Consider the following 23,136-nt stretch of genomic DNA (forward strand, 5'->3'; position numbering starts at 1 on the left):
ATGGTCGAACAAAGCCTCTGGATGCAGAAGGTTGCGGCCGATCCGGGGCATTCACACTGGTACGTCGAGCGTTTCCGGACGATGGCGCGCGCCGGCGAGGATCTGCACGGTGAGGCGCGCTTAGTCGATGCGATCGCGCCCCGGGGCGCCCACATTCTCGATGCCGGATGCGGTCCCGGCCGGTTGGGCGGGTATCTGGCGGCAGTGGGCCACCAGGTCGTGGGTGTCGATGCCGACCCGGTGCTCATCGAAGCAGCCGAACAGGACCACCCGGGGCCCCGCTGGCTCGTCGGCGATCTCGCCGAGCTCGACCTCCCCGCCCGCGGCATCAGCGCGCCGTTCGACGTGATCGTCTCGGCCGGCAACGTCATGACCTTCCTCGCCCCCAGCACCCGCATCCAGGTGCTGCGCCGACTGCATGCCCACTTGGCCAGCGACGGCCGATTAGCGGTCGGCTTCGGCGCCGGCCGAGGCTATGAGTTCGCCGACTTCCTCGACCACGCAACAGCCGCCGGGTTGGCGCCCGATCTGCTGCTGTCCACGTGGGATCTGCGGCCGTTCGACGAGGACTCCGATTTCCTCGTTGCGGTCCTGCGGATCAGCGCATGAAACCTATTGCGGTGTAATCGAGATCGGCCAGCCCCCGTGCGCCGAAGTTGGCCAGATCGCTGCGGACGGCGATGGTGCCGACGGACTGGATCAGCGGCAGGCTGAACCCCTCTGCCCAGACGAGGCGATCGACCTCGTTGGCCAAGGCCCGGGCCTTGACCGGATCGAGTTCGCCGAGTGTTTGTTCGATGACGTCGTCGATCTGCGGGCTGCCGATCTTGCCGAAATTGCTTTCCCCGTAGGAGGCATAAATCTGGGTCAACCCGGACAGCGGGAACGCGTCGCCTTGCCAGCCGAACAGTGCGATGTCGAACGCGCCGACGTTGACGTAGTTGCTGAAAAAATTACTTCCCGACCGGGATTGAAGCTCGAGCTTGACGCCGATCTCGGCCAGGCTGTGCTGGGCGGTCTGCGTGAACACCTTGGCGTTGGGCGTCTCGTAGAACAGCAATCGGACGGTGAGTTGACGCCCGTCCTTCTCTCGAAACTTCCCGTTCAGCTTCCATCCCAGCGCGTCCAGCTCTCGCCGAGCCTGTTCTGGATTGTAGGGAAAGCTGTTGTCCTGGTAGCCCTCTTGCCCGGCGACGAAGATGTGGTTGTTCAGTGGTACCGGATCAGCCGTCAAGCCGTTTAATGCGACTTTGGCGATAGTCTTGCGGTCGATCCCCCTGCAGATGGCCAGGCGCAGTGCCGGATCGGACAGGATCGAACCCTTGGCGCCGTTCATGGTGAAGTGCGTCCAGCTCGGTGCGGGGGCCCGCCGGATCGAGACGCCTCTGGTGTGCTCGGCGATGACGAGTTGGTCGAGCGAGCCTGTTCCGGTGGCGTCGATCGTGTTGTTCTGCAGCGCCGGCAATCGGGCCATGTCGTCGAGCACCAAGTAGGTGATCGAATCTAGGCGCGGTTGACGACCCCACCATCTAGGGTTGCGCGTCAACGTGATTCGCTGCTTGGCCCGGTCCAGCCCGGTCAACATGAACGGGCCGGCGGATAAACCGGGTCTGTCGAGCCAGCCAGTGTTGAACGCTTCAGGAGTACCGGTCACGCTGGCGGGCAACAGCATTCCGTTGCCGGCGAACATGCCCTCCCATTCGGCGTAGGGCTTGGCGAAGGTCATGACGGCCTGCCGGTCGTCGACACCGCGGGTCACCGAGGCCACCCGCTCGGCGCCCCCGGTCGACGCGATCTGAAAGGCTTTGTCGGCACCGCTTACGGCGTGAATCTGACTGGCGATGTCCTGCCAGGTGATCGGACTGCCGTCGGACCAGACCGCCTTGGGGTTGATGGTATAGGTGACCACCTGCGGATTGGTCCCGGTGAGCTCGACGCTGGTGAAGTAGTCGGTGTTGACCGTTCTGGACCCGTCCGGCCTGATGATGAACGCGCTAGGCAGGGTGGCCTTGAGCATGTTTGCGGTTTCGGCGCTGTTGCCGTCGATGTGCAAGATGTTGAAGTTGGGCGGCAAGTCGCTGAGGGAAAGCCGCAAATTGCCCCCATCGCGCAGTGTCGCAGGGTTGCGCGGGTTGATGTCGCTGTTCGTGCCCAGCCCGGCGTTTCCGGCAACCGGAGGTGTGGTCTGGGTCGGCGCGGAACAACCAGAAAGCAACAAAGCGCTGATGAGCGCTGCGCTGCACAGGCGGTGCACCACTGCCCTACGCATGATCTGGCTCCGGCTGAGGTACGGCACTCAGCAGCCGACGCGTGTACTCGTGTTGTGGATTGCCGAACACCTGCTGACTGTCACCCTGCTCGACCACCGCACCGCGAAACATCACCAACACCTGGTGGGCCAGGTGCTTGACCACGGAAAGATCATGAGAGACAAACAAATACGACAAGCCGAACTCGTCTTGTAGGTCCAGCAACAGATTGATGATGCCGGCCTGAATGGAGACATCGAGGGCGGAGACCGGTTCGTCCAGAGCAAGGATCTTGGGCTGCAGGGCCAGCGCCCGTGCGACGCCGATACGTTGCCGTTGCCCGCCAGAGAACTCGGCGGGGTAACGGTCGGCGTCGGCGCGGCGCAGTCCCACGATGTCGAGCAACTCCGCGACGCGGGCCGTGGTGTCGCTTTCGGTAAACCCGTTGGCCAGCAACGGTTCGGCGATCAGATCGGACACGGGCAGACGGGGGTCCAGCGACGCCGCCGGGTCCTGGAACACCAACTGGATGTCCCGTCGCAGCGCCCGTCGACTGCCTGTGGTCAGAGTCGCGACGTCGGCACCCAGCACCTCGATCGAACCAGATTGCGGCGCAACGAGTTCCAGGACCTGATACAACGTGGTGGACTTGCCCGACCCGGATTCGCCGACAATGCCCAACGTGCGGCCTTGCGGCAACTCGAAGCTCACCCCGTCCACTGCCCGGACCTCGCCCACCTTGCGCCGCAGCAACACACCCTTGGTCAACGGATAGGTCTTGACCAGATTGCGCACGCGCACCACGACGCTCGCGTCGTCGGGTACCACGTCGCCGCGTCCGGTGTCGACGCCGTAGATCTCGGCGGCACTGCGTCCGATCACTTGATCGGTGCGAATGCACGCGGCCCGGTGACCGGGGCCGACCTCGATCAATTCCGGCTCCGCGGCGCGGCATTCGTCGATGGCCAGCGGGCAGCGCGGTGCGAATGGACATCCCGGATCCAGGCCCGACAACGAAGGGGGCGCACCGGGTATGGGGACCAGTCGGGTACCTTGGGCGGCATCCAGGCGCGGGACAGACCCCAAAAGTCCAATGGTGTAAGGCATTTGACGGTCTCGGTAGAGATCACCCACCGATGCTGACTCGACGACCCGCCCGGCGTACATCACCAGCGCCCGGTCGGCGAATTCGGCCACTACGCCGAGGTCGTGGGTGATGATCAGCACTCCGGCCCCGGTGACGTCGCGGGCCTTCTTGAGCACCTCGAGGATCTGTGCCTGCACGGTGACATCGAGGGCGGTGGTGGGTTCGTCGCAGATCAACAGGTCGGGATCGTTGGCGATCGCGATGGCGATCACCACGCGTTGGCGTTCGCCGCCGGACAACTCGTGCGGGAAAGCCCGGGCCCGTTGCTCCGGCTGGGTGATGCCCACCAGCTCGAGGAGCTCCACCGCCCGCACCCGCGCGGCCTTCTTGCCGACGTCGGGTTGATGAACCCGGATCGCCTCGGCGATCTGATCGCCGACGGTGTAGACCGGGGTCAGCGCGGACATCGGGTCCTGGAACACCGTGCCGATGGATTTGCCGCGGTACTTCGACATCGCGGTGTCGTCGAGCCCGAGCAGTTCGGTGCCCTGCAACCGCACTGAGCCTCCTACCTCGGCGTACTCAGGCAGTAGGCCCGCCACCGCCATCGCCGCCGCGGACTTACCGGAGCCCGACTCTCCCACCATGGCGACTACTTCACCGGAGTTGACGTGGTAGCTGATGCCGCGTACCGCGCTGACCGGTTTCGTGTCGGTAGGGAAGGTGACGGACAAACCGGAAATCTCGAGCAGCGGCCTCATGCGCCACCACGCCGCAGAGTTCTGGCGCCCGGATCGAACGCGTCCCGCAACGCGTCGCCGCTGAGGTTGGCGCACAACACAATCAGCACCAGCACCCCAGCCGGAAACAGGAAGACCCAGGGAAATGTGGTCGCGGACTGGGTACTGTCTGCGATCAGGGTGCCAAGCGACACGTCCGGTGGCTGGACGCCGAACCCGAGGAAACTCAATCCCGTCTCAGCGAGGATGGCGGTTCCGACGTTGAGGGTGGCGTCGATGATCAGAATCGAAGCCACGTTGGGTAGCACGTGGCCGACGATGATACGGCGGCTGGAGACTCCCATATATCTTGCCGCTCGGATGAATTCGCGTTCTCGCAGGCTCATGGTCAGCCCGCGCACCATGCGAGAGCTGACCATCCAGCCGAAGCCGGCCAGCAGCACCACCAGCGTGATGATGTTCGCGGAGCTCCTGGTTCGCGGCGAGATGATGGCAATCAGATAGAAAGACGGCACCACCAGCATCAGGTCCACCACAAACATCAGCGCCGCGTCGCGCCATCCCCCGAAATATCCCGAGATGGCCCCGACGGTCGCGGCGATACCGGTCGAGATCACCGCGACGCAGACACCGATCAGCATCGACTTCTGCATACCGCGCAGAATCTGGGCAAGCAGATCCTGGCCTATCGCATTGGTGCCCAACCAGTGCCGCGTATTCGGCGGCTGTAGCAACGCATCAAAGTCGAGATCCTGATACGAGTAGGGGAGCACCGGGGGCAATGCATAGCAGCCGACGAACAGCATGACCAGGATTACCAGCGCCACCACCCCGGAGCGGTTACGCAGAAACCGCCGCAGTACCAGAGTGCGACGTGAGGTGAACTGCGTCGGTGTCGCCTGGTTGATGACGGTCATGACACTCGTACCCTCGGGTCGAGCGCAGCGTAGAAGATGTCAGACAGCAGGCCTGCCAGCAATGTTGCGATGGCGGTGAATAGCGATATGGTCACCGCGATGTTGGTGTCCTGAGTAGAAACGGCGCGGATGAACCATTCGCCCATGCCGTGCCAGCCGTAAATCTTCTCGACGAAGACGGCGCCCGTGACCAGGCCGGCAACGCTGTAGGCAAACAGCGTGGCCATGGGTATCAGTGCGGTGCGCAGGCCATGCTTGACCAGCGCGCGACCTCGGGTCAGCCCTTTGGCGCGCGCGGTACGGATGAAATCCTGGCCGAGTACATCGAGCATGGCGTTGCGTTGGTAGCGGCTATAGCCAGACGCACTGAGCAGCACCAGGGTGAGCGTGGGCAACACCAGATGCTTCAACCGGTCGGCTACGGCCGCCCAGCTCCCGTCGTCCACCCCCGGCGACGTCTCCCCGGTGTAGTCGAAGAGTTGGATGCTCAGCGCCCAGTTGACTCGCAGCGCGGCGATGATCAACAGCGTGGCGAGGACGAACGACGTCGTGCTCAGCGTGACGAATGCCCATATGGTCACGACCCGGTCGCTGAGTCGGTACTGGCGGATGGCGCCCCAGGCGCCCAGCGCTACGCCCAGCAGCGTGCCGATCACCGAACCGATGACCACCAACCGCAGGGTGACTCCGACGCGGCGCCACAGTTCGGTGCCCACGGGTTGGCCGGTGACGGTTTTGCCGAAATCACCCTGCACAGCGTGGGAAACCCAGTTCGCATAGCGAATCGGAAAAGGCTGGTCCAAGCCCAGATCGTGCGCTTTGGCGTCGATGATCGCCTGCGGCGGGCGGGGATTGCGCTGCAGCAGGCTGTCCAACGGTGAAAACGCAAGTGAGGCCACGCTGTAGGTCAGGAAGGAAGACAGCGCCAACAGCACTATGTACTTGAGCAACCGACGCAAGAGAAATCGCGTCATGCCCGACCCTGTTGCCGCATTGGGACAGGGTAACGATCCAGCCCGTCGAGCACGCTCGGACATTCCGATCCAGCTGATCCACACCGGTGTAATCCGGCGGTCCGATTGTTAAGATCCAGCGCGGCAGCGATCGACGCAGCAAACCCGAGGAGACTTGCGTGACGGTTACCGACGACTATCTGGCCAACAACGCCAACTACGCGAGCGACTTCAACGGTCCCTTGCCGCTGCCGCCGAGCAAACACGTCGCGGTGCTGGCTTGCATGGATGCGCGCATCGACGTGTATCGCGTGTTGGGCATCAACGAGGGCGAGTCGCACGTCATCCGCAACGCCGGCGGCGTGGTCACCGACGACGCGATCCGCTCGCTGGCCATCAGTCAACGGTTGCTCGGCACCGAGGAGATCATCCTGATCCACCACACCGACTGCGGCATGCTCACCTTCACCGACGACGACTTCAAGCGCAGCATCCAGGAGGAGAGCGGTGTCAAGCCGCCGTGGGCGGCCGAGGCGTTCTCGGATCTGGCCGAGGATGTCCGGCAGTCGTTGCGCCGCATCGAGAACAGCCCGTTCGTCACCAAGCACACGTCGCTGCGCGGGTTCATCTTCGACGTCGCGACCGGCAAGCTCGAAGAGGTCACCCTCTAGCGCGAGCAGACGCAAAAGCCCCCGTTTCGTCCCGAAACGAGGGGCTTTTGCGTCTGCTCGCCCCAAGAAACGCGCCAGAAACGCGCCATTGACACCCACCGGCCGAGCCTGGTTCTATGTAATGACCATAAATATGGTCAATCCAACCAACTTTGCCAGAAATGAAAGCCGATGACGACTGACCTGTCTGCCGGTCCTGCTGCCGGCCAGTACGAGCTGAGCCATCTGCGCTCGCTGGAGGCCGAGGCGATCCACATCATTCGCGAGGTCGCCGCCGAGTTCGAGCGGCCGGTGCTGCTGTTCTCCGGCGGCAAGGACTCGATCGTGATGCTGCACTTGGCGCTCAAGGCGTTTCGTCCCGGGCGGTTGCCGTTCCCGGTGATGCACGTCGACACCGGACACAACTTCGACGAGGTCCTCACCACCCGCGACGAGTTGGTGCAGGAGTCCGGCGTGCGCCTGGTGGTGGCCTCGGTGCAGGAGGACATCGACGCCGGGCGCGTCGTCGAGACCATCCCGTCGCGCAATCCGCTGCAGACCGTGACGCTGCTGCGGGCCATCGGCGAGAACAAGTTCGACGCCGCGTTCGGGGGCGCCCGCCGCGACGAGGAGAAGGCACGCGCCAAGGAGCGGGTGTTCAGCTTCCGCGACGAGTTCGGCCAGTGGGACCCCAAGGATCAGCGGCCCGAACTGTGGAACCTCTACAACGGACGGCATCACAAGGGCGAGCACATCCGGGTGTTCCCGCTGTCCAACTGGACCGAGTTCGACATCTGGTCCTACATCGGCGCCGAGCGGGTCAAGCTGCCGTCGATCTATTTTGCCCACCGCCGCAAGGTTTTTGAGCGCGACGGCATGCTGCTGGCGGTGCACCGGCACCTGCAGCCGCGAGCCGACGAGCGAGTGTTCGAGGCATGGGTGCGGTTTCGCACCGTCGGCGACGTCACCTGCACCGGCTGCGTGCTGTCCGAGGCCCGCACGGTCTCGGAAGTCATCGCCGAGACTGCGGTGTCCCGACTCACCGAGCGGGGCGCAACCCGCGCCGACGACCGGATCTCCGAAGCCGGTATGGAAGACCGGAAACGGCAGGGGTACTTCTGATGACCACCCTCCTACGGCTGGCGACCGCCGGTTCAGTCGACGACGGCAAGTCCACCCTGATCGGGCGTCTGCTGTATGACTCCAAGGCTGTCATGGAGGACCAGTGGGCGGCCGTCGAGCAGACCTCGAAGGACCGCGGCCACGACTACACCGACCTGGCGCTGGTCACCGACGGCCTGCGGGCCGAGCGCGAGCAGGGCATCACCATCGATGTGGCCTACCGCTATTTCGCCACTCCCAAGCGGAAATTCATCATCGCCGACACGCCGGGCCACATTCAGTACACCCGCAACATGGTGACCGGTGCGTCCACCGCGCAGCTGGTGATCGTGCTGGTCGACGCGCGCCACGGTCTGTTGGAACAGTCCCGGCGCCACGCCTTCCTGGCGTCGCTGCTGGGCATCCAGCACATCGTGCTCGCGGTCAACAAAATGGACCTGATCGACTGGGACCAAGAGAAGTTCGAGGCCATTCGCGACGAGTTCCACGCCTTCGCCGCACGCCTGGACGTGCAGGACGTCGCGACCATCCCGATGTCGGCCCTGCACGGCGACAATGTGGTGACGAAGTCGGACAAGACACCGTGGTATGAGGGGCCGGCGCTGCTCTCGCACCTGGAAGAGGTGTTCATCGCCGGCGACCGCAACCTGGTGGACGTTCGCTTCCCGGTCCAGTACGTCATCCGCCCGCACACCCACGAGCACCAGGACCACCGCAGTTATGCGGGCACTGTGGCCAGTGGGGTGATGCGTCCCGGCGACGAGGTCGTCGTCCTGCCGATCGGCAAGACCACCCGGATCACTGCTATCGACGGCCCCAACGGGCCTGTCGCAGAAGCCTTTCCGCCGATGGCGGTGTCGGTGAGCCTGGCCGACGACATCGACATCTCCCGCGGGGACATGATCGCCCGCACCAACAACCAACCCAGGGTCGCCCAACAGTTCGACGCCACCGTGTGCTGGATGGCAGACACGTCGGCGCTCGAACCGGGCCGCGACTACGTCATCAAGCACACCACCCGCACCACCCGCGCCCGCGTGACCGCGCTGGACTATCGGCTCGACGTCAACACCTTGCACCGCGACAAGACGGCAATAGCGTTGAAGCTCAACGAACTTGGCCGTATCACGGTGCGTACCCAGGTTCCGCTGCTGCTGGACGAATACTCCCGCAACGCCAGCACTGGTTCGTTCATCCTGATCGATCCCGACACCAACGGGACGGTCGCTGCCGGCATGGTGCTGCGTGACGTCGCGGCGCAGCAGGCCAGCCCGAACACGGTGCGGCACAAGTCACTGGTCACCGCCGCGGATCGGGCGATCCAGGGCCGGACGGTGTGGCTCACCGGACTCTCAGGAGCCGGTAAGTCGTCGGTGGCAATGTTGGTCGAGCAGCGGCTGCTCGAAAAGGGTGTTCCCGCATACGTTCTCGATGGCGACAACCTGCGCCACGGCCTGAACGCCGATCTGGGTTTCTCCATGTTCGATCGAGCGGAGAACCTGCGTCGGCTGGCGCACGTGGCCACGCTGCTGGCCGACTCCGGCCAGATCGTGCTGGTGCCGGCCATCAGCCCGCTGGCCGAACACCGTGAGATGGCACGGAAGGTCCACGCCGACGCGGGATTTCAGTTCTTCGAGGTGTTCTGCGACACCCCCCTGCAGGAGTGTGAGCGACGTGACCCCAAGGGGTTGTACAAGAAGGCCCGCGCCGGCGAGATCACCCATTTCACCGGCATCGACAGTCCGTATCAACGGCCGAAGAACCCCGATCTGCGGCTGAGCGCCGATCGCAGCATCGAGGAACAGGCGCAGAGCGTGATCGACATGCTCGAGTTGGGCGCCTAGTCACCCCGGGACACGGCGAGTGGCACAATCGGTAAACCATGCGGATGTCGGCCAAAGCGGAGTACGCCGTGCGGGCGATGGTGCAGCTCGCCACGGTCCCGGTCGGCACCCTGGTCAAGACCGAAGATCTGGCCCAGGCCCAAGGCATCCCGTCGCAGTTCCTGGTCGACATCCTGACCAACCTGCGCACCGATCGTCTGGTCCGAAGCCAACGGGGTCGCGACGGCGGCTACGAGTTGGCCCGACCCGGCACCGAGATCAGCATCGCCGACGTCTTGCGCTGCATCGACGGCCCGCTGGCCAGCGTCCGCGACATCGGGCTCGGTGACCTGCCCTACTCCGGGCCGACGGTCGCGCTGACCGACGTGTGGCGGGCGCTGCGCGCCAGCATGCGCTCGGTGCTCGAAGAGACGACGATCGCCGACGTCGCCACGGCAACCCTGCCCGATCATGTGGCAAAGATGGCCGACGATTACCGGGACCAGGAGAGCCACCGGCACGGTGCGACGCGGGACTAGCCGGAGCCGTAGGGCCGGGTGAGGATCTCCAGCGCGTGCCCGTCCGGGTCCTTGAAATAGACTCCGCGACCGCCGTCGCGGGTGTTGATCTGACCGGGCCGACCTGCGCCAGGATCGGCCCAGTGCGGGAGCCCGCGCGAGGTGATCTTGCCGTAGATCGTGTCGAATTCCTCTTCGGAGACCAGGAACGCATAATGCTGCGGCCGGATCTCGTCGCTGTCGGCAACATCGGCGTAGTCCAGGGAGGCGCCGTGTTCGAGCGTGACGACCAGGAACGGACCGTACGGCGTCGGGCTGGGCAGGTCGAACAACTCGGTCAGGAACTCGGCGGACTTGCGCTTGTCCCGGGCCGCGACGATGGTGTGGTTGAAACTGATTGGCATCTTTCCTCCCGCGCGAGCGGGCACCGCTGTACGCCAGCATGCCCTGACCCCACCCTACTTCGGCGCGGTCAGCTCCAGCGCAATGTTGTCCGGGTCCCGGAACTCCAGGATGTAGGACGGACCGATGTCCTTGATCGGCTCGTGTGCGATCCCCAGCTCGTCCAGATGCGCTGCCGCAGAATCCAATTCGTCTTTGCTGCCCAACCGGAACGCGATGTGATCCAGACCGGTGCGATCTTCGTGGAACTCATCGGTGCCCACCGGTCGCAACCCCAGCAACCCGCCGCCCAGGTCGTAGATGACGCCACCGAACAGGAAGCCGAGTCGCGCGCGGGTGGCTTCGTCGGCGTTCTCCGGTATTTCGATGAGTACCGGCCAGCCGAACACGCTCTCGTAGAACTGCCGGGACCGCTCGATGTCGGTGACGGTCAGCCGGACATGCGCAATCGACGTGCTGCTTAAGGCCATCCGCCCCATGCTGCCAGAATCATCGTGTGCAAGTAGGTATGACCATGCCGGTGATGGAGCCCGACCTCGATGCGACCGTGCTCAAAGATTGGGCAACAAGCATCGACGAGGGCCCGTTCTCCTCGTTGTGCTGGGGCGAGCGGATCGCCTTCGACAACCCCGACAGCCTGACCCTGCTCGGCGCGGTGTCGGCCTGGACCGAGCGGGTGCGGCTGGTGACGACGGTGATCGTGCCGCAGCTGCACGACCCGGTGATGTTGGCCAAAGCGCTGGCGACCGGTGACGTGCTCAGCGGCGGTCGCTTGACGGTAGGCATCGGGGTGGGCGGACGCCACGAGGACTACAACGCCGTCGGCGCCGACGTCAAGACGCAGACCATGCGGGGGATGGCCGAGAGGGTGGCGGTCATGAAGCGCGTGTGGGCTGGTGAGAAGACCACCGACTCGGTGCGCCCGGTGGGGCCGTTGCCGGTGCAGCAGGGCGGTCCGCGCCTGATGGTCGGCACCATCGGACCCAAGACCGTCCGCAGCGCCGCAACCTGGGCCGACGGGCTCGCCGGGACCACCCTGGACCTCGACGTCGCCAGACAGGACGAGCTTTTCGACGTGGCCCGCGACGCCTGGGCCGAGGCCGGTAAACCCAAACCGCATCTGGCGACCTCGTTCTGGTTCGCCTTCGGCGACCCGGAGGAGGCCCGCGCGCAGGTGCATCGTCATTTGCGCCGTTACATGAACTGGATACCTGCGGAGTTCGTCGACGCCATGGCGCCGACGACCGGCTGGGCCGGCACTGAAGACGAGCTGGTCGCGGTACTACGCAGGTTCGCGGACATCGGCACCGACGAGGTGCATCTGATCCCCACCAGCTCGAACATCGAGCAACTGCGACGGGCGGCCGACGTCGCAGCGGCCTTCTGAACTATCCCGCCTCCGACAGCATGTCGGACTCCATGGCCTGCCCTTTCCGTAGCGCCGTCAGCAGCTCCCGGTACGGCCCGACGAGATAGACGGTGTCCCCGCCCTGCAACCGGGCGTCGCGGCGCGGATGCAGTTTCACCTGGCCGTCGGGCTCGGTGATCGCGATGACGCGGGTCTGGGTGGACAGTTCGTGCATCGGGACGCCGTCGAGTTCGCTGCCCGCCGACACGTGCATCCCGCCGACCATGAACGAACGCTGCCCGACCGAGAATGTCCCGAGCACATGCAAACCCATGGCGGCGCCGATGAACCACGGCGCGGCCAGATCGACGGTCGAGCGTACGGTTTCGAAGCCGAATCGCTGCGCCACCGCAGACCCCAGCGAGCGGTCGTAGACCCGCAGCACCAGCGGGACATGTGGTCGTTCGACTCCCGATTCGGAACGGACGCTGAGCATCTCGCGCAAGACGATACCGATCTCGATGTTGACCATGTCGTCCTTCGTCAGCACCGCCACCGCACGGGCCTGCTCGATGTTGGCGGACTCCAAGGTCTGGCGCAGGGTGGCGTCTCCGAAGATCACCGGCACGTCGAGTTCGGCCGCGGTCGACAGGAAGCGGTTGTTCTCGTCGCGTTCGATGACCGCCACGTCGTATCCGGCGGTGGTGAGGTCGCTGGCCACCCGGATGCCGAACGAGCCGAGCCCGACGACGATGACGTGGTTGCTCAGGTACCGGACCTTGCGCGGGCCGGCCGAACTGAGCAGGCGGCGGGTGATCATCAGCTCGGCGAGGAACGCGACCAGCACCGCGGTGGTGATCACGCCGGCGAACATCAGCAAGATGCTGAACAGCCGCAGCCAGGTGGGTTGGTTGATGAAGCTGAAATCACCGTAGCCCACGGTCGCGACGGTCTCGGTGCTGAAGTACAGCGCGTCGACCCACGTCATTCCGGGTGGAAGCCGGTAGGTGTAGCGCAGCAGGACCGTCGATCCGACCAACAGCACCACTAACGCCCATAGCGAGCGGTAGAACATCGGGTTCACGTCGTTGCGCAGGGCACGTGCGGTATCGGCGACCTGACGCCATCGCGACCGTCGGGTCCGCCGGGGCGGGGGATACGGGACCGTGATGCCGCGGGCGGCCAGCTCGTCGGCGCTGCCGATCATCGCCGTACAGTCGCCGGCGTGCACGGCTTGATCCCGTCCCGGGCATGCCACCACCTCGCCCGGGTCGGGTGACGCCTTGCCGTGGATCACCGCCACCGGTGCCAGGTCGCCGTAGATCTCCCGCAGGGTCGCGTCGCGTGGGGCCTCAGCCGCCGAGACGACGAACTCCATGCCGGCCGCCTCGAAGGCATGCGCGGTGTGCCCCAGACAGGCTTCGACTACCGAGGGCGCCGCGAGATCGGCGACGTCCAGAATGGCGCCCGGTCCGTTGTCGGCCGCCACCGCTTCGCGGAGCACGTCGTTGGCAAGTCGCGCCACGACCCGCACGCCGGGGTTGATCGTCCTTGCCAGCAAAGCGATTTCGAGGTTGTGTGCGTCGTCGCTGCCGGCGCAGACGATCGCTTCGGCGTCGTCGAGCATGGTGCTGCCCAAGTCGTGATCGTCGAGCATGACGACGTTCGCACCGACTTTGTTGAGCTCTTCGATGATGGTCAGGGCCAGTGCATTGTCACCGCTGACGATGATGTGTCGCGCCGTGTCCCGGCCAGTCCGCAAGTCGTCCGGCATCGACACCCACCCTCTGGTAACTGGAGCGTTCGCCGGCTGAACGTGACAACCGGCCACCGTGCCAGTCTGAGCCGTCCGAACGTGCTTCTGGGCGAGATGATATGACCGTTGTGCCTGCCCCGGAAGACCGGCAACCGGATCGTCATCCGACGGGTGACCAATCTCGATGTGCCGCAACCGGAGTCGAGTAAAGGGATTGCGGCCCGTCGCTTGTCCCGATTCAGGGACCGCGGCGATACTGGGCGAGTGCCTTACATCGAGTCTGTCGCTTCCCGTGAGATCTACCGCAACTCGTGGATGGTGTTACGCGAAGACGAGATCCGCCGCCCCGACGGCAGCCCCGGCATCTACGCCGTGGTGGACAAGCCGACCTATGCGCTCGTAATACCGTACGACGGAACGCGTTTGCGGCTGGTGGAGCAGTTCCGGTACCCCCTCGGTGCACGGCGCTGGGAGTTTCCGCAGGGAACCGCTCCCGGGCTTGCTGACCTCGACCCAGCCGCCCTGGCAGAGCGGGAGCTGCGCGAGGAGACCGGTTTGCGCGCAGCCTCTTTCGAGGTGCTGGGTCAGCTCGACGTCGCGCCCGGTATGAGCAGTCAACGCGGCTGGGTGTTTCTGGCCACCGGGATATCCGAAGGAGAAGCCGAGCGCGAGCACGAAGAACAGGACATGCGCAGTGCCTGGTTCCCGCGGCCCGACGTCGAGGGCATGATCCGCGACGGCGTCATCGCCGACGCTCAGTCGATCGCCGCCTACGGACTGTTTCTGTTGCGGGGTCGATGACGCGCCGATACCTCGTTGCGTCGTGCATGCGCCAGCATCGACACGGTGCGTCTGGGATCAGCATTGGCAATGCTCGCCGTTGCCGCGATGCTCGGTGCTCCTGCGGCGCATTCCGCGACGCCGTCGTGGACGGGAAAGTACTCCCTGGTGCGATATGCGGTCGAAAAACACGGCACCAGCGTCGCCGCAAGTCAGGCCGAGCCGACCTTCAGCGCCGACTATCTCTTCTCGACGGCGTGCTCGGCCACCACCTGTGTGGCCACCGCCAACGACGGGCCCACCCCCAACAATCCGACGATCACCGTGCCCTCGCATTACACCTGGGACGGAGCGAGATGGGTCGAGCGATTCGACTTCCAGTGGGATTGCTATATGGGAGAAGGGGTTTCCAAAATTTGGGCGCCCGCGAAGTCGTGGGCCTACTACACACCGCAACCGGACGGGTCGTTGCGCGGCACCTGGCACACCGACATCCTGAACGGCCCGTGCCGGGGCAGCGTGGAGATGCCGGTTGCGGCGTTCCGGGCGAAAACCTGAGCGCAACAAGACAATGCGGGGATCCGAAGATCCCCGCATTGTGATTGGTCGTGCTCAGGTGGTGGTGACGTACTGCGGGCAGTAGGCATTGGCGGCGTCGACGGCGAAGGTGTTGGCGCCGCTGTTGCTCAGACCGGTGCGCTGCGCGACGTTGGCGATGACCTGCTTGCTCGGCTTTCCGGCGTTGAGTTCGCTGCAGACGGTGTGTGCTTCGCTGATGGCGCGCGCGACACTCGGCGCTTGGATGCCGTCGGCCTCGATCTGGGCGATGAACGCGTCGTCGACTGAGTTGGCGCTGGCGGTGCCGGCGAGGCCGAGGGCGGCCAGACCGAAGGCGGCGGCGGTCAAGGTGGTGCCGGCCAGGGATGCGGTGAAGCGGCGAGTGAACATTTGGTACTCCGTTTGTGCTGCTGGTGGTGGTGGACGCTGGTTGCGCTATCCAAATACTCAGCACTGCGCCTTGACGGATTCTTGATGGATCCTTGGCGTGACCGAGACGTACCGTTCACCAATGCTCGGACGGGCGAAGGAGTTGCGCCCGTGCTCGAACAAACCGCTGAAATCACTTGCGGCGCAGCGGTTTTGACAGGCAGGTCAGCCGGCGGCGTTGGGCCGCAACGGCGGACACGCACCGCCGTAGTCGGACGCCAGCTCGAAGTGCCAGATCTCGTTGGCGTAGATCTGACACAACCCGTACGCCGGGCCGTTGGCAATCAGCCAGGAGTCGGCGGCGCCAGGACCGACGTCGACCGCCTTGCCGATCACGTGCTTGGAGACACTCGGCGAGGCGACGTACTGGCTGGCGACGGCGGCGCTGCCGTAGGTGACGACGGCGTCGTCGAAGAGTTGCTGCTGGAACTGCGGTGAGCGCCATCCCGAGGTGAGACCGACGGTGATGCCGTCGGCCGCGGCTGCGCGGGTGGCCCGCTCGAGAGCATTGAGCAGGGCGGGGTCGAGCCGGCTGACGGCCGGGTCGGACAGATCGAACGGGCTGAGCTGCTGGCCGTCGGGGATCCAGCCGCCGGAGACGGGACCGGCCGGGGCCGGTTGGTCGGAATTGTCACCGGGCGCGGCCGCGGCAGGCGCCGCCAACGCGACGCCGGCAGCCACTGCTGCCGCCAGCAGCGGATAGGAAGCACGCATCGACCCAGTCTGACCGATGCGCTCAACAACCACTCAAGCGGCCGCGATCGTCGACATCAATGGCTGCAGCGTCTCGAACAGCGGTTTGCGGTTGCGCAGGTAGAAGTGGTCGCCACGCAACATCCGCACCGAGAAGTCCGCCTTCGTCCGGGACCGCCATTCGTGCAGGTCGGTTTCTTTGACGATCGGGTCCTCGCTGCCCCCGAAGACGTGGATCGGGCAGGACAGTTCGGGTGCGTCGGTCTCCTGGTCGACCGTCACCAGCAGCTTCAAGTCGTGCCGGGTGATCGTCAGCGCCTGCTCGTGCAGAGTCGGCCAGCGCGTCAGACCGGCGGGCATCAGGCCCATCTCGGCCAGGAACGCCGCGAGCTGCGTGTTGTCCAGCTGGTCCACCACGTGCAGCGGCAGCTGGCGGTTCGGCGGGGCGTAGGCCGACAGGAAGATCGCCCGCGGTTGCTCAGCGCCGGCCGCGGCACGCACGCAGGCCAGCCGGTAAGCCAGCATGGCGCCGAAGCTGTGACCGAAGAACATGTGCGGTTCGTCCAGCAGTGGGCCGAGTTTGGCGATCACCTCATCGACGAGTTCGCGCATGGTGGCGAACCGCTCGCGGTTGGGGATCTCGACCGGGACCACCTCGACGGCTGGCCGCAGCGCCTTGACCCAGGCATTGAAAACCAACGCGCCGCCGCCGGCGTGGTGAAAGCAGAACAGCCGCATGATCGTTGCCTTTCGTCTCAATGTCGGACAAGGTCAGCTTCGGTGATCGGGCTTGGCGGATCCTCTACGAATCCTTGGAGGCTTCTTGCGTTCGGTCTGGCCTAACACCTAGGCCAGGTCCTCGGCAGCCTCGAAGTCGGCGTACTGACGGACACCGGTCTGCAACGCTTTCTGCATCAGCTCTTGGTCGTAGGCAAACGGTTCGGTCGAGTCGATGAACTGCTCGACGGTCGCCACGAAACGGTCCGGGTGATCGTCATGTGGCATGTGGCCGGACTCCTCGAAGATCTCGAGACGCGAACCGGGGATCTGCTGGTGGGCCAGCCGAGCGTGGCTCACCGGGATGATCATGTCGTCTTCGCCCCAGATGATCTGTACCGGAAGGTCCTGCATGAGGTAGGTGCGGTCCAGCATCGTGACGAACTGGCCGCGGGTGTCGACGACTGCGCGCAGCGTCCGGGCGAACGCGGCCACGGCGCCGGGCTTGGCCAGCCCGCGGGCCAACCGGGGCAGGCTGGACACGTCCCGGGTGAATCGCGTTGAGCCCACGACGTTTTCGATGGTGCGGCCAACGAGTTCCAGGGCGGGCAGCGCACCGGGCACCTGCAGCATGGACAGCGCTTCGGCGCCCAAGGGCATGGCGGCAAAACGCAGGGCGATGCTGACGTCCTTGGTGACACCGCCGGCGCTGACCAGGATGACGCGCTCGACGAACTCCGGGTACTGGTAGGTGAACTGTGCGGCGATGCCGCCACCCAGGGAATGCCCGACGAGGGTGACGCGGTCGATGTCGAGCACGGTGAGCAGGTCACGCAGACCGTTGGCGAAGGCCGCCAGCGAGTAGTCGGCGTGCGGCTTGTCCGACTCGCCGTGGCCCAACAGATCGGGCGCGATGACGGTGAATCGTTGCGCAAGCTTGGCGTGCACCGGGCTCCAGGTGGTGGAGTTGTCGCCGACGCCGTGCAGCAGCACGATCACCGGGCCGGAGCCGGCGATGCGGTATGCGCGGCGGTGACCGTGGATGGTGCGGAACCGCAATTGCGGCTCGGTGATGTCGCGGACGGGCCGCAGGTGGCGGCGGTTGCGGTTCGACATGGTGTCCCTCCCTGGCGTATGTCTCCTCCGCCGAAGCGGGGTGTTGCAGACAACAGTCCAGGGCAGCCCTTGGGGAGTTCTTGAGAAATCCTTGGAGGAGGGTTTGCGGGAGGCCGGTTACGAATCCCGGTGGTCGTGCAGACCGCAGGACACGGAGCTGTCCAGGAAATCCACTTCGCCGGTCAGCGTGACCGGATCCCCCCGCTGGAAGACGTTGACGGCGCGCTCGCGCCTGCGATCAGGCGGATGAGATCGGCGGTGCGACGCGGTCGCTCGACCATCACATGGTGTCCCGCGGGAGAAACCGTGACATGTTCTGCTCCAAGGGTTTTGGCCAAACGGATCTGCTTGTCGCGCCACCAGCGGGTGCGCCAACCCGTATGGGCCGTGACGACCATGCGCGGCACCGGCGGCAACGGGTAGCGAGGCCGCAGCGCGCACAGTTCGACCGCCAGCTCGTGGTAGGTGGCATGCTCGGCGAGCAACGCGACCGCAACTTCGGGTTGCCGTGCGGCCTCGCGTATCTCGCGCATCATCTCGGCATCCAGTCCGCCGGGCCGTCGACGTTGCAGGAGCATCAGTGCGGTGCGGGTCAGTGGTTCCTGCAGGTGCAGTCTGCGCAGCACCGTGGCGGTGGCACGCGCGGCGAGCAGCTTGGGCCGCAGCGGCAGCGCCGGGCGCCACGGGCGATCGGCGGCGATGCTGGAGTCGAGCAGGAGCAGCGCGCGGGTGCGGTTTGGATACAGGCGGGCGAACGCTTCGGCGTAGAAGCCGCCGACCGAGTGCCCCACCACCACAACTGGCTCGGACTTGCACACCCCGTCGAGTACACCCGCGATCCGGTCGGCTTCGGCTCGGATCGTGTAACGCCCTTCGGCCCCCGGTGCTACCGGGATGCCGGGCCGGTCGAATCGCACGACAGTGTGGTCTTCGGCGAGTTCGGCGACGGTGTCCCGCCAATGCAATGCGCGACCCCCGAGGCCACTGCACAACACCACGACCGGACCGCTGCTGCCGTCGACGAGGACCTGCACCCGGTGACCGGCGACCTCGATCTCGAAGCGGCCGGTCATGGGCCGTTTCCGATGCGGACGCGGGCGGTGCGTAGCGCAACGTAGATCAGCCAGCCTGCGAAGGCGACCAGTTCTGCGCGCTGGGCGATCCCTACCGCGCCCACGACGTCGGCGCTGTCGATCACGATGGCGACGCCGGTCAGTATCGCGGTTCCGCTGAGGGCGGCCAGCATGAACAGTCCGAGGCGACGCACCGATGTCGGCGCGTTTTCGCGGCGATCGGCCACCGCGAAAGCCAACAGTGATGCTAAGGCCGCGGCCAGGACCACGCCGCTGCTCAGCCAGTGCAGTTGATGGCCGATCGGGACCGTGCCCGTCGCCTCACGGGCTTTGCAGCTGGCGTTCGAGCTGGGAGCGCACACCAGCACCCACACGGTGCTGTCCAAGACGGTCGCAAGGGCGAAGACCACCAGGGCCCACCATCCTCTGGTGCTCCAACGGGTGGCCGGGACGCCGAGCATGGCGGCGGTCGCCGCGAGCACCAGGACGGCGGCGGCGGCCAGATCGCCGGCGCGGAACCATTCCCCGAAAGGTTGGTCGGCGGCGGCCAGTTCGCTGATGTAGAGGTCGGGGTCGGGCAGCGTGTGGGTGAAGACGACCTCGAGCACCCAGTTGGAGTACAAGACCGCGCCAGCCACGGTGCCGGCAACGGCGACCCACCGCAGCACGGGCAACAGCGATCGGCGCTTGGTTGCCACCAGGTCAGGGCGTTGCCGCAGGGCCATAAAGCCATCATGCCGTGCTTGTCGCTGCGCAGACGTGATTCGTCAACGGGTCGCGCCCACGTCGATCACGGGGGCGCGAGGGCTACGCGATTTTGGTGAGCGTGAACGTGTCGTGCGCGTCCGGAATACCGCAGGGCGCCGAGCTTTCCACGAAGTGCGCCTCGCCGGCCAGGGTGCGCGGGTCCCACCACTGATGGACGGTGACCGGATGCGTGCCGCCATCCCAAAGCGAGCCGTTGTCTCCGAGGTAGTACGAGGGGCATGTCACGCCGTCCGGAATCATCCGCGTCACGGTGTGGCGACCATTGACCAGCGGAGCGGAGAAGCCGTGGCCCGGTTCGGTCGTCACATGGGCGACGCATTGTGGCGTGCAGGTGGTCGTGATGGTCCACGTTGCGGTGTCGCCGTCGTCGTCCAGGTAACGGTAGGCGCCGTTCATCGCGGAACCCTCGGCTTGGGCAAGCGGCGCTGTGCCAGCGCAAATCGCGAATGATAACGCAAGCGCTGCGATCGGCAAGTCGAGTTTCATGCTCCCGCCTCGGGCCAGAGTTTAGTTGCCTAGGGACAATATCGCCGAAGTGTATCAGTAAACTCCCAGCTGACGAACGGAGTTCGGCGGTTTACGTGGCAGGCATTGGCTCGTGACGGTCGTTCGGCGCGCTGGCCTGGCGGATTGCACTCATCATGCGTGAAATTGGCCGCGGCGCGGTGGTACCGCCCCGGGCGCAGTCGTCTGCGGCATAGTTGTCTGCGTCGAACCGGGAGAACGCGATGAAAGCCTGGCAACTAGTCGGCGCCAACCAGCCCCTGCAACTCGTCGAGCGTGAGGACCCGCGACCGGGACCGGGGCAAGTCGTCCTCGACGTGCGGGCGGCGGGACTCTGCCACAGCGACGTCGGGTTCCTCGACGGCACGCTGACGCCGTTGTTGCCCAAATTGCCGATCATTCCTGGGCACGAGGTGGCGGGGGTGGTCGCGGCGGTCGGCGCCGACGTCGCCGGATTCGATGTCGGCGAGCGCGTCGTCATCGAGTCGGGCAAGGCAGGCGCGCCGGGGTGGTCGAGCGACGGAGGCTTCGCCGAAAAATGCCTCAGTTCCGCCAAGGCCCTGATCGCACTGCCCGACCAGATTGATTTCGCCCAAGCCGCTACCGCCACGGATGCGGGCCAGACGGCCTACGGCGCCGTGATGGGCGTCGGGCAAGTGCGGGCCGGTGAGAAGGTGGGCATCGTCGGATTGGGCGGTTTGGGTCTGACCGGGGCGCGCATCGCCGTGCTGGCCGGCGCGCAGGTGTACGCGGCCGAACCCAAACGCGACGTATGGGACCTCGCCCGACAGCAGGGTGTTCTCGAGGTGGTCGAAGACGTCCGTCAGTTGGCATCGCACCAACTCGACGTGATTGTGGACTTCGCCGGCTTCGGCACCACCACCGCCGGTGCGATCAGCGCGGTTCGGGTGCATGGCCGGGTAATTCAGGTCGGGCTCGGGCTCAACGAGGCAACGATTTCGACTCCGGAACTGGTGCTCAAGGAAGTGACCTTGCGCGGTGCACGAGGTGGTCATACCGGTGCCCTGGCAGCGGTGCTGAGGCACATGGCCGCGGACGAACTCACCATCCACACCGAAACGATCACTTTCGACGAGATTCCCGCCGCCATCGAGCGACTCCGAGCCGGCGACGTCGTCGGCCGGTTGGTCGCTGAAATACCCTGAGCTCAGGCGGTATTGGGATCGGCCACCTGGACGTCCGGCGACAAGTCACCCACCCGCGTCGCGGTGAACGGTACGACTATGGGAGCGCACGGTGCCTCCAACTGGGTACTGACCCCGACGAACGTCCCGTCCGACTTCACTTGGAAGGCAAGGGTTTCCGTGCCCTGCTTGGTGGTGCTGTTGCAGGTGAACATCTTCCATCTGGTCGCCACCCACTGGTCTCTGTTCTCCCGGAACACCAGGGCGCCCTCCTCAGGCGGTTGCAGCCAGGTGGGGCCGATCGAGGTGTCCCATGCGGTCGCGACGCACCCGCTGGCCCGGCACGCCGAACGGATGGCGATCAACCTGGAATACGGGGCGGACGGCTTCGGTACGCCGTCGACCGTCTGCCTGGTGCCGTCGAAGTCGAACTTGTAGGTGCCGTCAGCTAATGCCGACGCGGCGGCGGTGCCGGGCAACGCCGTCGCGACCAACGGCCCTGCGGCGATTGCGAATATGGCCGCTGAAAGTACCCGACAGATGGTCATGGCGTCGACTCTCATTTCGTTGGCACGCCACTGATCGTGTGCTTGTGAGCTGACAATTGCAAGAGCGTCTTGTTGGGATCGGTAGTCGTTCTTGGAGTGTGCACTGACTGCACCGCCGTCAACGCGGCGGCCGGTCCAGGAAAGGAACCTCCATGAGGAAGACATTCATCGCAGGGCTGGTGACAGCCGCCTTGGTGTCGAGCGGCGCTGTGGCCCCTGCGGGAATCGCACACGCCGACAACCAGGGCCCATACCAATGGTGTCCAGGGCAGGACATGGCGTTTCCGCCGGGGCCGGGTCGGGACATGGTGTGGGACATGACAATCTGCCACACCTTCTATTTCGTCGACTACGGCAAGGGCAACGTTCCGCGTAACACTCCCGGCCCTCCGGAACCTTGGGTCTGGGACGGCGCCAACCCGCCGCCGAGTAATCGGTGCTATCCCTGGTGCCTGTAGAAGGGGAACCGAGCTAGTCCAGGTCGTTGGGCAATAAGGCCAAGCTATCCCGAGAAGGTGACGACATTGCCTGGGAACAGCTGGTTGCCCGGTTGAGACGGTCGGGGATCGCACGATCGGTCCCTGCTCGCCCAGCAGTTCACCGAGCTGGTCCAAACGTCATTGCCGCCCGCGTCGAACGCGATGTCCATTGTCGCGGTGCCGGCCGGGCTGTCAGTTCCGTTCGTGTCGTAATGAAAGTTGGCCACGATCGTGGTGCGCCCCTTGTTCCGCTTGTCGGACCGGCTGCCCTCCATCTGTAGAAGAGCAAAGGTGAACTTCTGTCCAGGCTTGACGTGGTCGTTGTGATTAGGGCCTGACTGCGGGTATTTGGCAGTGCTGTTGTAGTCCCAGAACACCAGGTCGAACTTGGTGTTGTTCACGATCTCGAAGGGGCTCGTGTTGCTAGCAGGGTCAGCGCCGGCGTTTCCGAAAACGCTTGTGGCCGAAGCAATAACGACGACAGTAGCGACAGCGCCCACTCGCATCATCTGGGTGATCGAGGATCTCATCGTTGTCCTTCAACGTAGTTGGAACGCAATTGGCGAGACGAGTCCTTAGCCTAACTGCGAAGGTGCCGATCTTGTGGTGATATGCATCGGTTGGCGCTCCTATGGCCCTGCGGCAAGGCGGTTTTCGATCGAGTTGATGAGGATGCGCCGGCTGCACGGCGAGTGCGCCTCTTGCGGCTGCCGGAGCTAAGTCGGCCGGCCGAAACCAGACGTGGGTCTTTGCTTTATGCG

25 protein-coding genes and 1 pseudogene are annotated in these 23,136 nt (G+C 65.3%); 10 read left to right on the forward strand and 16 right to left on the reverse strand.

The genetic code is table 11. The features are described from left to right. Positions 1 to 609 carry a class I SAM-dependent methyltransferase gene (locus AC5Y46_RS10355; protein ID WP_499941127.1) on the forward strand — a complete coding sequence of 203 codons (609 nt, stop codon included), beginning with the start codon at positions 1 to 3 and terminating at the stop codon, positions 607 to 609. Here AC5Y46_RS10355 and AC5Y46_RS10360 read toward each other — a convergent pair. From AC5Y46_RS10360 to AC5Y46_RS10375, 4 genes are read right to left on the reverse strand one after another with little or no spacing between them, the layout of a single operon-like run. Then, on the reverse strand, positions 599 to 2,269 hold the full coding sequence (locus tag AC5Y46_RS10360; protein ID WP_499941126.1) for an ABC transporter family substrate-binding protein: 1,671 nt from the start codon (positions 2,267 to 2,269) through the stop codon (positions 599 to 601). The genes AC5Y46_RS10355 and AC5Y46_RS10360 overlap by 11 nt on opposite strands. Then, positions 2,262 to 4,097 (reverse strand): ABC transporter ATP-binding protein, encoded by a 1,836-nt coding sequence (locus AC5Y46_RS10365; protein ID WP_499941125.1) that lies wholly within the window; start codon positions 4,095 to 4,097, stop codon positions 2,262 to 2,264. The genes AC5Y46_RS10360 and AC5Y46_RS10365 overlap by 8 nt, the downstream gene beginning before the upstream one ends. Continuing rightward, complete coding sequence (locus tag AC5Y46_RS10370) at positions 4,094 to 4,993, reverse strand: ABC transporter permease (RefSeq protein WP_499941123.1); 900 nt, start codon at positions 4,991 to 4,993, stop codon at positions 4,094 to 4,096. Before AC5Y46_RS10370 ends, AC5Y46_RS10365 begins: the two co-directional genes overlap by 4 nt. Beyond that, positions 4,990 to 5,967, reverse strand: coding sequence for an ABC transporter permease (locus AC5Y46_RS10375; RefSeq protein WP_499941402.1), 978 nt, complete (start codon positions 5,965 to 5,967; stop codon positions 4,990 to 4,992). Before AC5Y46_RS10375 ends, AC5Y46_RS10370 begins: the two co-directional genes overlap by 4 nt. A gap of 158 nt (positions 5,968 to 6,125) precedes the next feature. Here AC5Y46_RS10375 and AC5Y46_RS10380 point away from each other — a divergent pair, with 158 nt between their 5' ends. The 4 genes and pseudogenes from AC5Y46_RS10380 (at position 6,126) to AC5Y46_RS10395 (ending at position 10,080) form a co-directional block, all read left to right on the forward strand. Then, positions 6,126 to 6,617 (forward strand): beta-class carbonic anhydrase, encoded by a 492-nt coding sequence (locus AC5Y46_RS10380; protein WP_499941121.1) that lies wholly within the window; start codon positions 6,126 to 6,128, stop codon positions 6,615 to 6,617. Positions 6,618 to 6,738: 121 nt separating this feature from the next. After that, positions 6,739 to 7,718, forward strand: a pseudogene (gene cysD, locus AC5Y46_RS10385) (sulfate adenylyltransferase subunit CysD). Beyond that, positions 7,718 to 9,562 (forward strand): adenylyl-sulfate kinase, encoded by a 1,845-nt coding sequence (cysC, locus tag AC5Y46_RS10390; protein WP_499941119.1) that lies wholly within the window; start codon positions 7,718 to 7,720, stop codon positions 9,560 to 9,562. Before cysD ends, cysC begins: the two are co-directional and overlap by 1 nt. A 38-nt stretch (positions 9,563 to 9,600) precedes the next feature. Continuing rightward, on the forward strand, positions 9,601 to 10,080 hold the full coding sequence (locus tag AC5Y46_RS10395) for an Rrf2 family transcriptional regulator (protein WP_499941117.1): 480 nt from the start codon (positions 9,601 to 9,603) through the stop codon (positions 10,078 to 10,080). Here the strand turns inward: AC5Y46_RS10395 and AC5Y46_RS10400 are convergent. Next, positions 10,077 to 10,463: a VOC family protein gene (locus AC5Y46_RS10400; protein WP_499941116.1), complete on the reverse strand. Its 387-nt coding sequence runs from the start codon at positions 10,461 to 10,463 to the stop codon at positions 10,077 to 10,079. The two genes, AC5Y46_RS10395 and AC5Y46_RS10400, sit on opposite strands and share 4 nt — an antisense overlap. A 54-nt stretch (positions 10,464 to 10,517) precedes the next feature. Next, positions 10,518 to 10,931 carry a VOC family protein gene (locus AC5Y46_RS10405; protein WP_499941115.1) on the reverse strand — a complete coding sequence of 138 codons (414 nt, stop codon included), beginning with the start codon at positions 10,929 to 10,931 and terminating at the stop codon, positions 10,518 to 10,520. Between the two features lie 38 nt (positions 10,932 to 10,969). Here AC5Y46_RS10405 and AC5Y46_RS10410 point away from each other — a divergent pair, with 38 nt between their 5' ends. Then, positions 10,970 to 11,848 carry an LLM class flavin-dependent oxidoreductase gene (locus AC5Y46_RS10410; protein ID WP_499941401.1) on the forward strand — a complete coding sequence of 293 codons (879 nt, stop codon included), beginning with the start codon at positions 10,970 to 10,972 and terminating at the stop codon, positions 11,846 to 11,848. Between the two features lies 1 nt (position 11,849). On the opposite strand, the gene AC5Y46_RS10415 is transcribed toward AC5Y46_RS10410, so the two are convergent. Further along, positions 11,850 to 13,583, reverse strand: a complete 1,734-nt coding sequence (locus AC5Y46_RS10415; protein ID WP_499941113.1) for an NAD-binding protein — start codon at positions 13,581 to 13,583, stop codon at positions 11,850 to 11,852. A 246-nt stretch (positions 13,584 to 13,829) separates the two neighbouring features. On the opposite strand from AC5Y46_RS10415, the gene AC5Y46_RS10420 reads away from it, so the two are divergent. Together AC5Y46_RS10420 and AC5Y46_RS10425 are read left to right on the forward strand one after the other, a co-directional pair. Continuing rightward, entirely contained in the window at positions 13,830 to 14,366 is a 537-nt protein-coding gene (locus AC5Y46_RS10420) for an NUDIX domain-containing protein (protein ID WP_499941111.1), read from the forward strand. A 69-nt stretch (positions 14,367 to 14,435) separates the two neighbouring features. After that, on the forward strand, positions 14,436 to 14,903 hold the full coding sequence (locus tag AC5Y46_RS10425; protein WP_499941399.1) for an Rv2253 family sensor-like surface protein: 468 nt from the start codon (positions 14,436 to 14,438) through the stop codon (positions 14,901 to 14,903). Between the two features lie 54 nt (positions 14,904 to 14,957). Here the strand turns inward: AC5Y46_RS10425 and AC5Y46_RS10430 are convergent, their stop codons facing one another. The 7 genes from AC5Y46_RS10430 to AC5Y46_RS10460 form a co-directional block, all read right to left on the reverse strand. After that, on the reverse strand, positions 14,958 to 15,293 hold the full coding sequence (locus AC5Y46_RS10430) for a DUF732 domain-containing protein (RefSeq protein WP_499941109.1): 336 nt from the start codon (positions 15,291 to 15,293) through the stop codon (positions 14,958 to 14,960). Between the two features lie 204 nt (positions 15,294 to 15,497). Continuing rightward, complete coding sequence (locus AC5Y46_RS10435) at positions 15,498 to 16,046, reverse strand: M15 family metallopeptidase (protein ID WP_499941107.1); 549 nt, start codon at positions 16,044 to 16,046, stop codon at positions 15,498 to 15,500. Between the two features lie 33 nt (positions 16,047 to 16,079). Then, positions 16,080 to 16,763: a thioesterase II family protein gene (locus AC5Y46_RS10440; protein ID WP_499941105.1), complete on the reverse strand. Its 684-nt coding sequence runs from the start codon at positions 16,761 to 16,763 to the stop codon at positions 16,080 to 16,082. Positions 16,764 to 16,871: 108 nt separating this feature from the next. After that, positions 16,872 to 17,858 carry an alpha/beta fold hydrolase gene (locus AC5Y46_RS10445; RefSeq protein WP_499941104.1) on the reverse strand — a complete coding sequence of 329 codons (987 nt, stop codon included), beginning with the start codon at positions 17,856 to 17,858 and terminating at the stop codon, positions 16,872 to 16,874. A 182-nt stretch (positions 17,859 to 18,040) separates the two neighbouring features. Beyond that, positions 18,041 to 18,931: an alpha/beta fold hydrolase gene (locus AC5Y46_RS10450; protein WP_499941102.1), complete on the reverse strand. Its 891-nt coding sequence runs from the start codon at positions 18,929 to 18,931 to the stop codon at positions 18,041 to 18,043. After that, positions 18,928 to 19,656: a DUF998 domain-containing protein gene (locus AC5Y46_RS10455; protein ID WP_499941100.1), complete on the reverse strand. Its 729-nt coding sequence runs from the start codon at positions 19,654 to 19,656 to the stop codon at positions 18,928 to 18,930. Before AC5Y46_RS10455 ends, AC5Y46_RS10450 begins: the two co-directional genes overlap by 4 nt. Positions 19,657 to 19,738: 82 nt before the next feature. Next, a complete protein-coding gene (locus tag AC5Y46_RS10460) occupies positions 19,739 to 20,185 on the reverse strand; it encodes a hypothetical protein (protein WP_499941098.1) in 447 nt (148 codons plus the stop codon). A gap of 242 nt (positions 20,186 to 20,427) precedes the next feature. Between AC5Y46_RS10460 and AC5Y46_RS10465 the strand changes: the two genes are divergently transcribed. After that, the gene (locus AC5Y46_RS10465) at positions 20,428 to 21,369 is read left to right on the forward strand and encodes an alcohol dehydrogenase catalytic domain-containing protein (RefSeq protein WP_499941096.1); all 942 of its coding nucleotides are present in this window, start codon (positions 20,428 to 20,430) and stop codon (positions 21,367 to 21,369) included. 2 nt (positions 21,370 to 21,371) lie between these two features. On the opposite strand, the gene AC5Y46_RS10470 is transcribed toward AC5Y46_RS10465, so the two are convergent. Then, positions 21,372 to 21,896 carry an Rv2253/PknI dimerization domain-containing protein gene (locus AC5Y46_RS10470; protein ID WP_499941095.1) on the reverse strand — a complete coding sequence of 175 codons (525 nt, stop codon included), beginning with the start codon at positions 21,894 to 21,896 and terminating at the stop codon, positions 21,372 to 21,374. A 152-nt stretch (positions 21,897 to 22,048) separates the two neighbouring features. On the opposite strand from AC5Y46_RS10470, the gene AC5Y46_RS10475 reads away from it, so the two are divergent. After that, on the forward strand, positions 22,049 to 22,354 hold the full coding sequence (locus tag AC5Y46_RS10475; RefSeq protein ID WP_499941093.1) for a hypothetical protein: 306 nt from the start codon (positions 22,049 to 22,051) through the stop codon (positions 22,352 to 22,354). A 44-nt stretch (positions 22,355 to 22,398) separates the two neighbouring features. Here the strand turns inward: AC5Y46_RS10475 and AC5Y46_RS10480 are convergent, their stop codons facing one another. Continuing rightward, positions 22,399 to 22,905, reverse strand: coding sequence for a hypothetical protein (locus AC5Y46_RS10480; protein ID WP_499941092.1), 507 nt, complete (start codon positions 22,903 to 22,905; stop codon positions 22,399 to 22,401). Between the last annotated feature and the right edge of the window lie 231 nt (positions 22,906 to 23,136).

The sequence above is a fragment of the Mycobacterium sp. NGS59 genome, assembly GCF_059812345.1.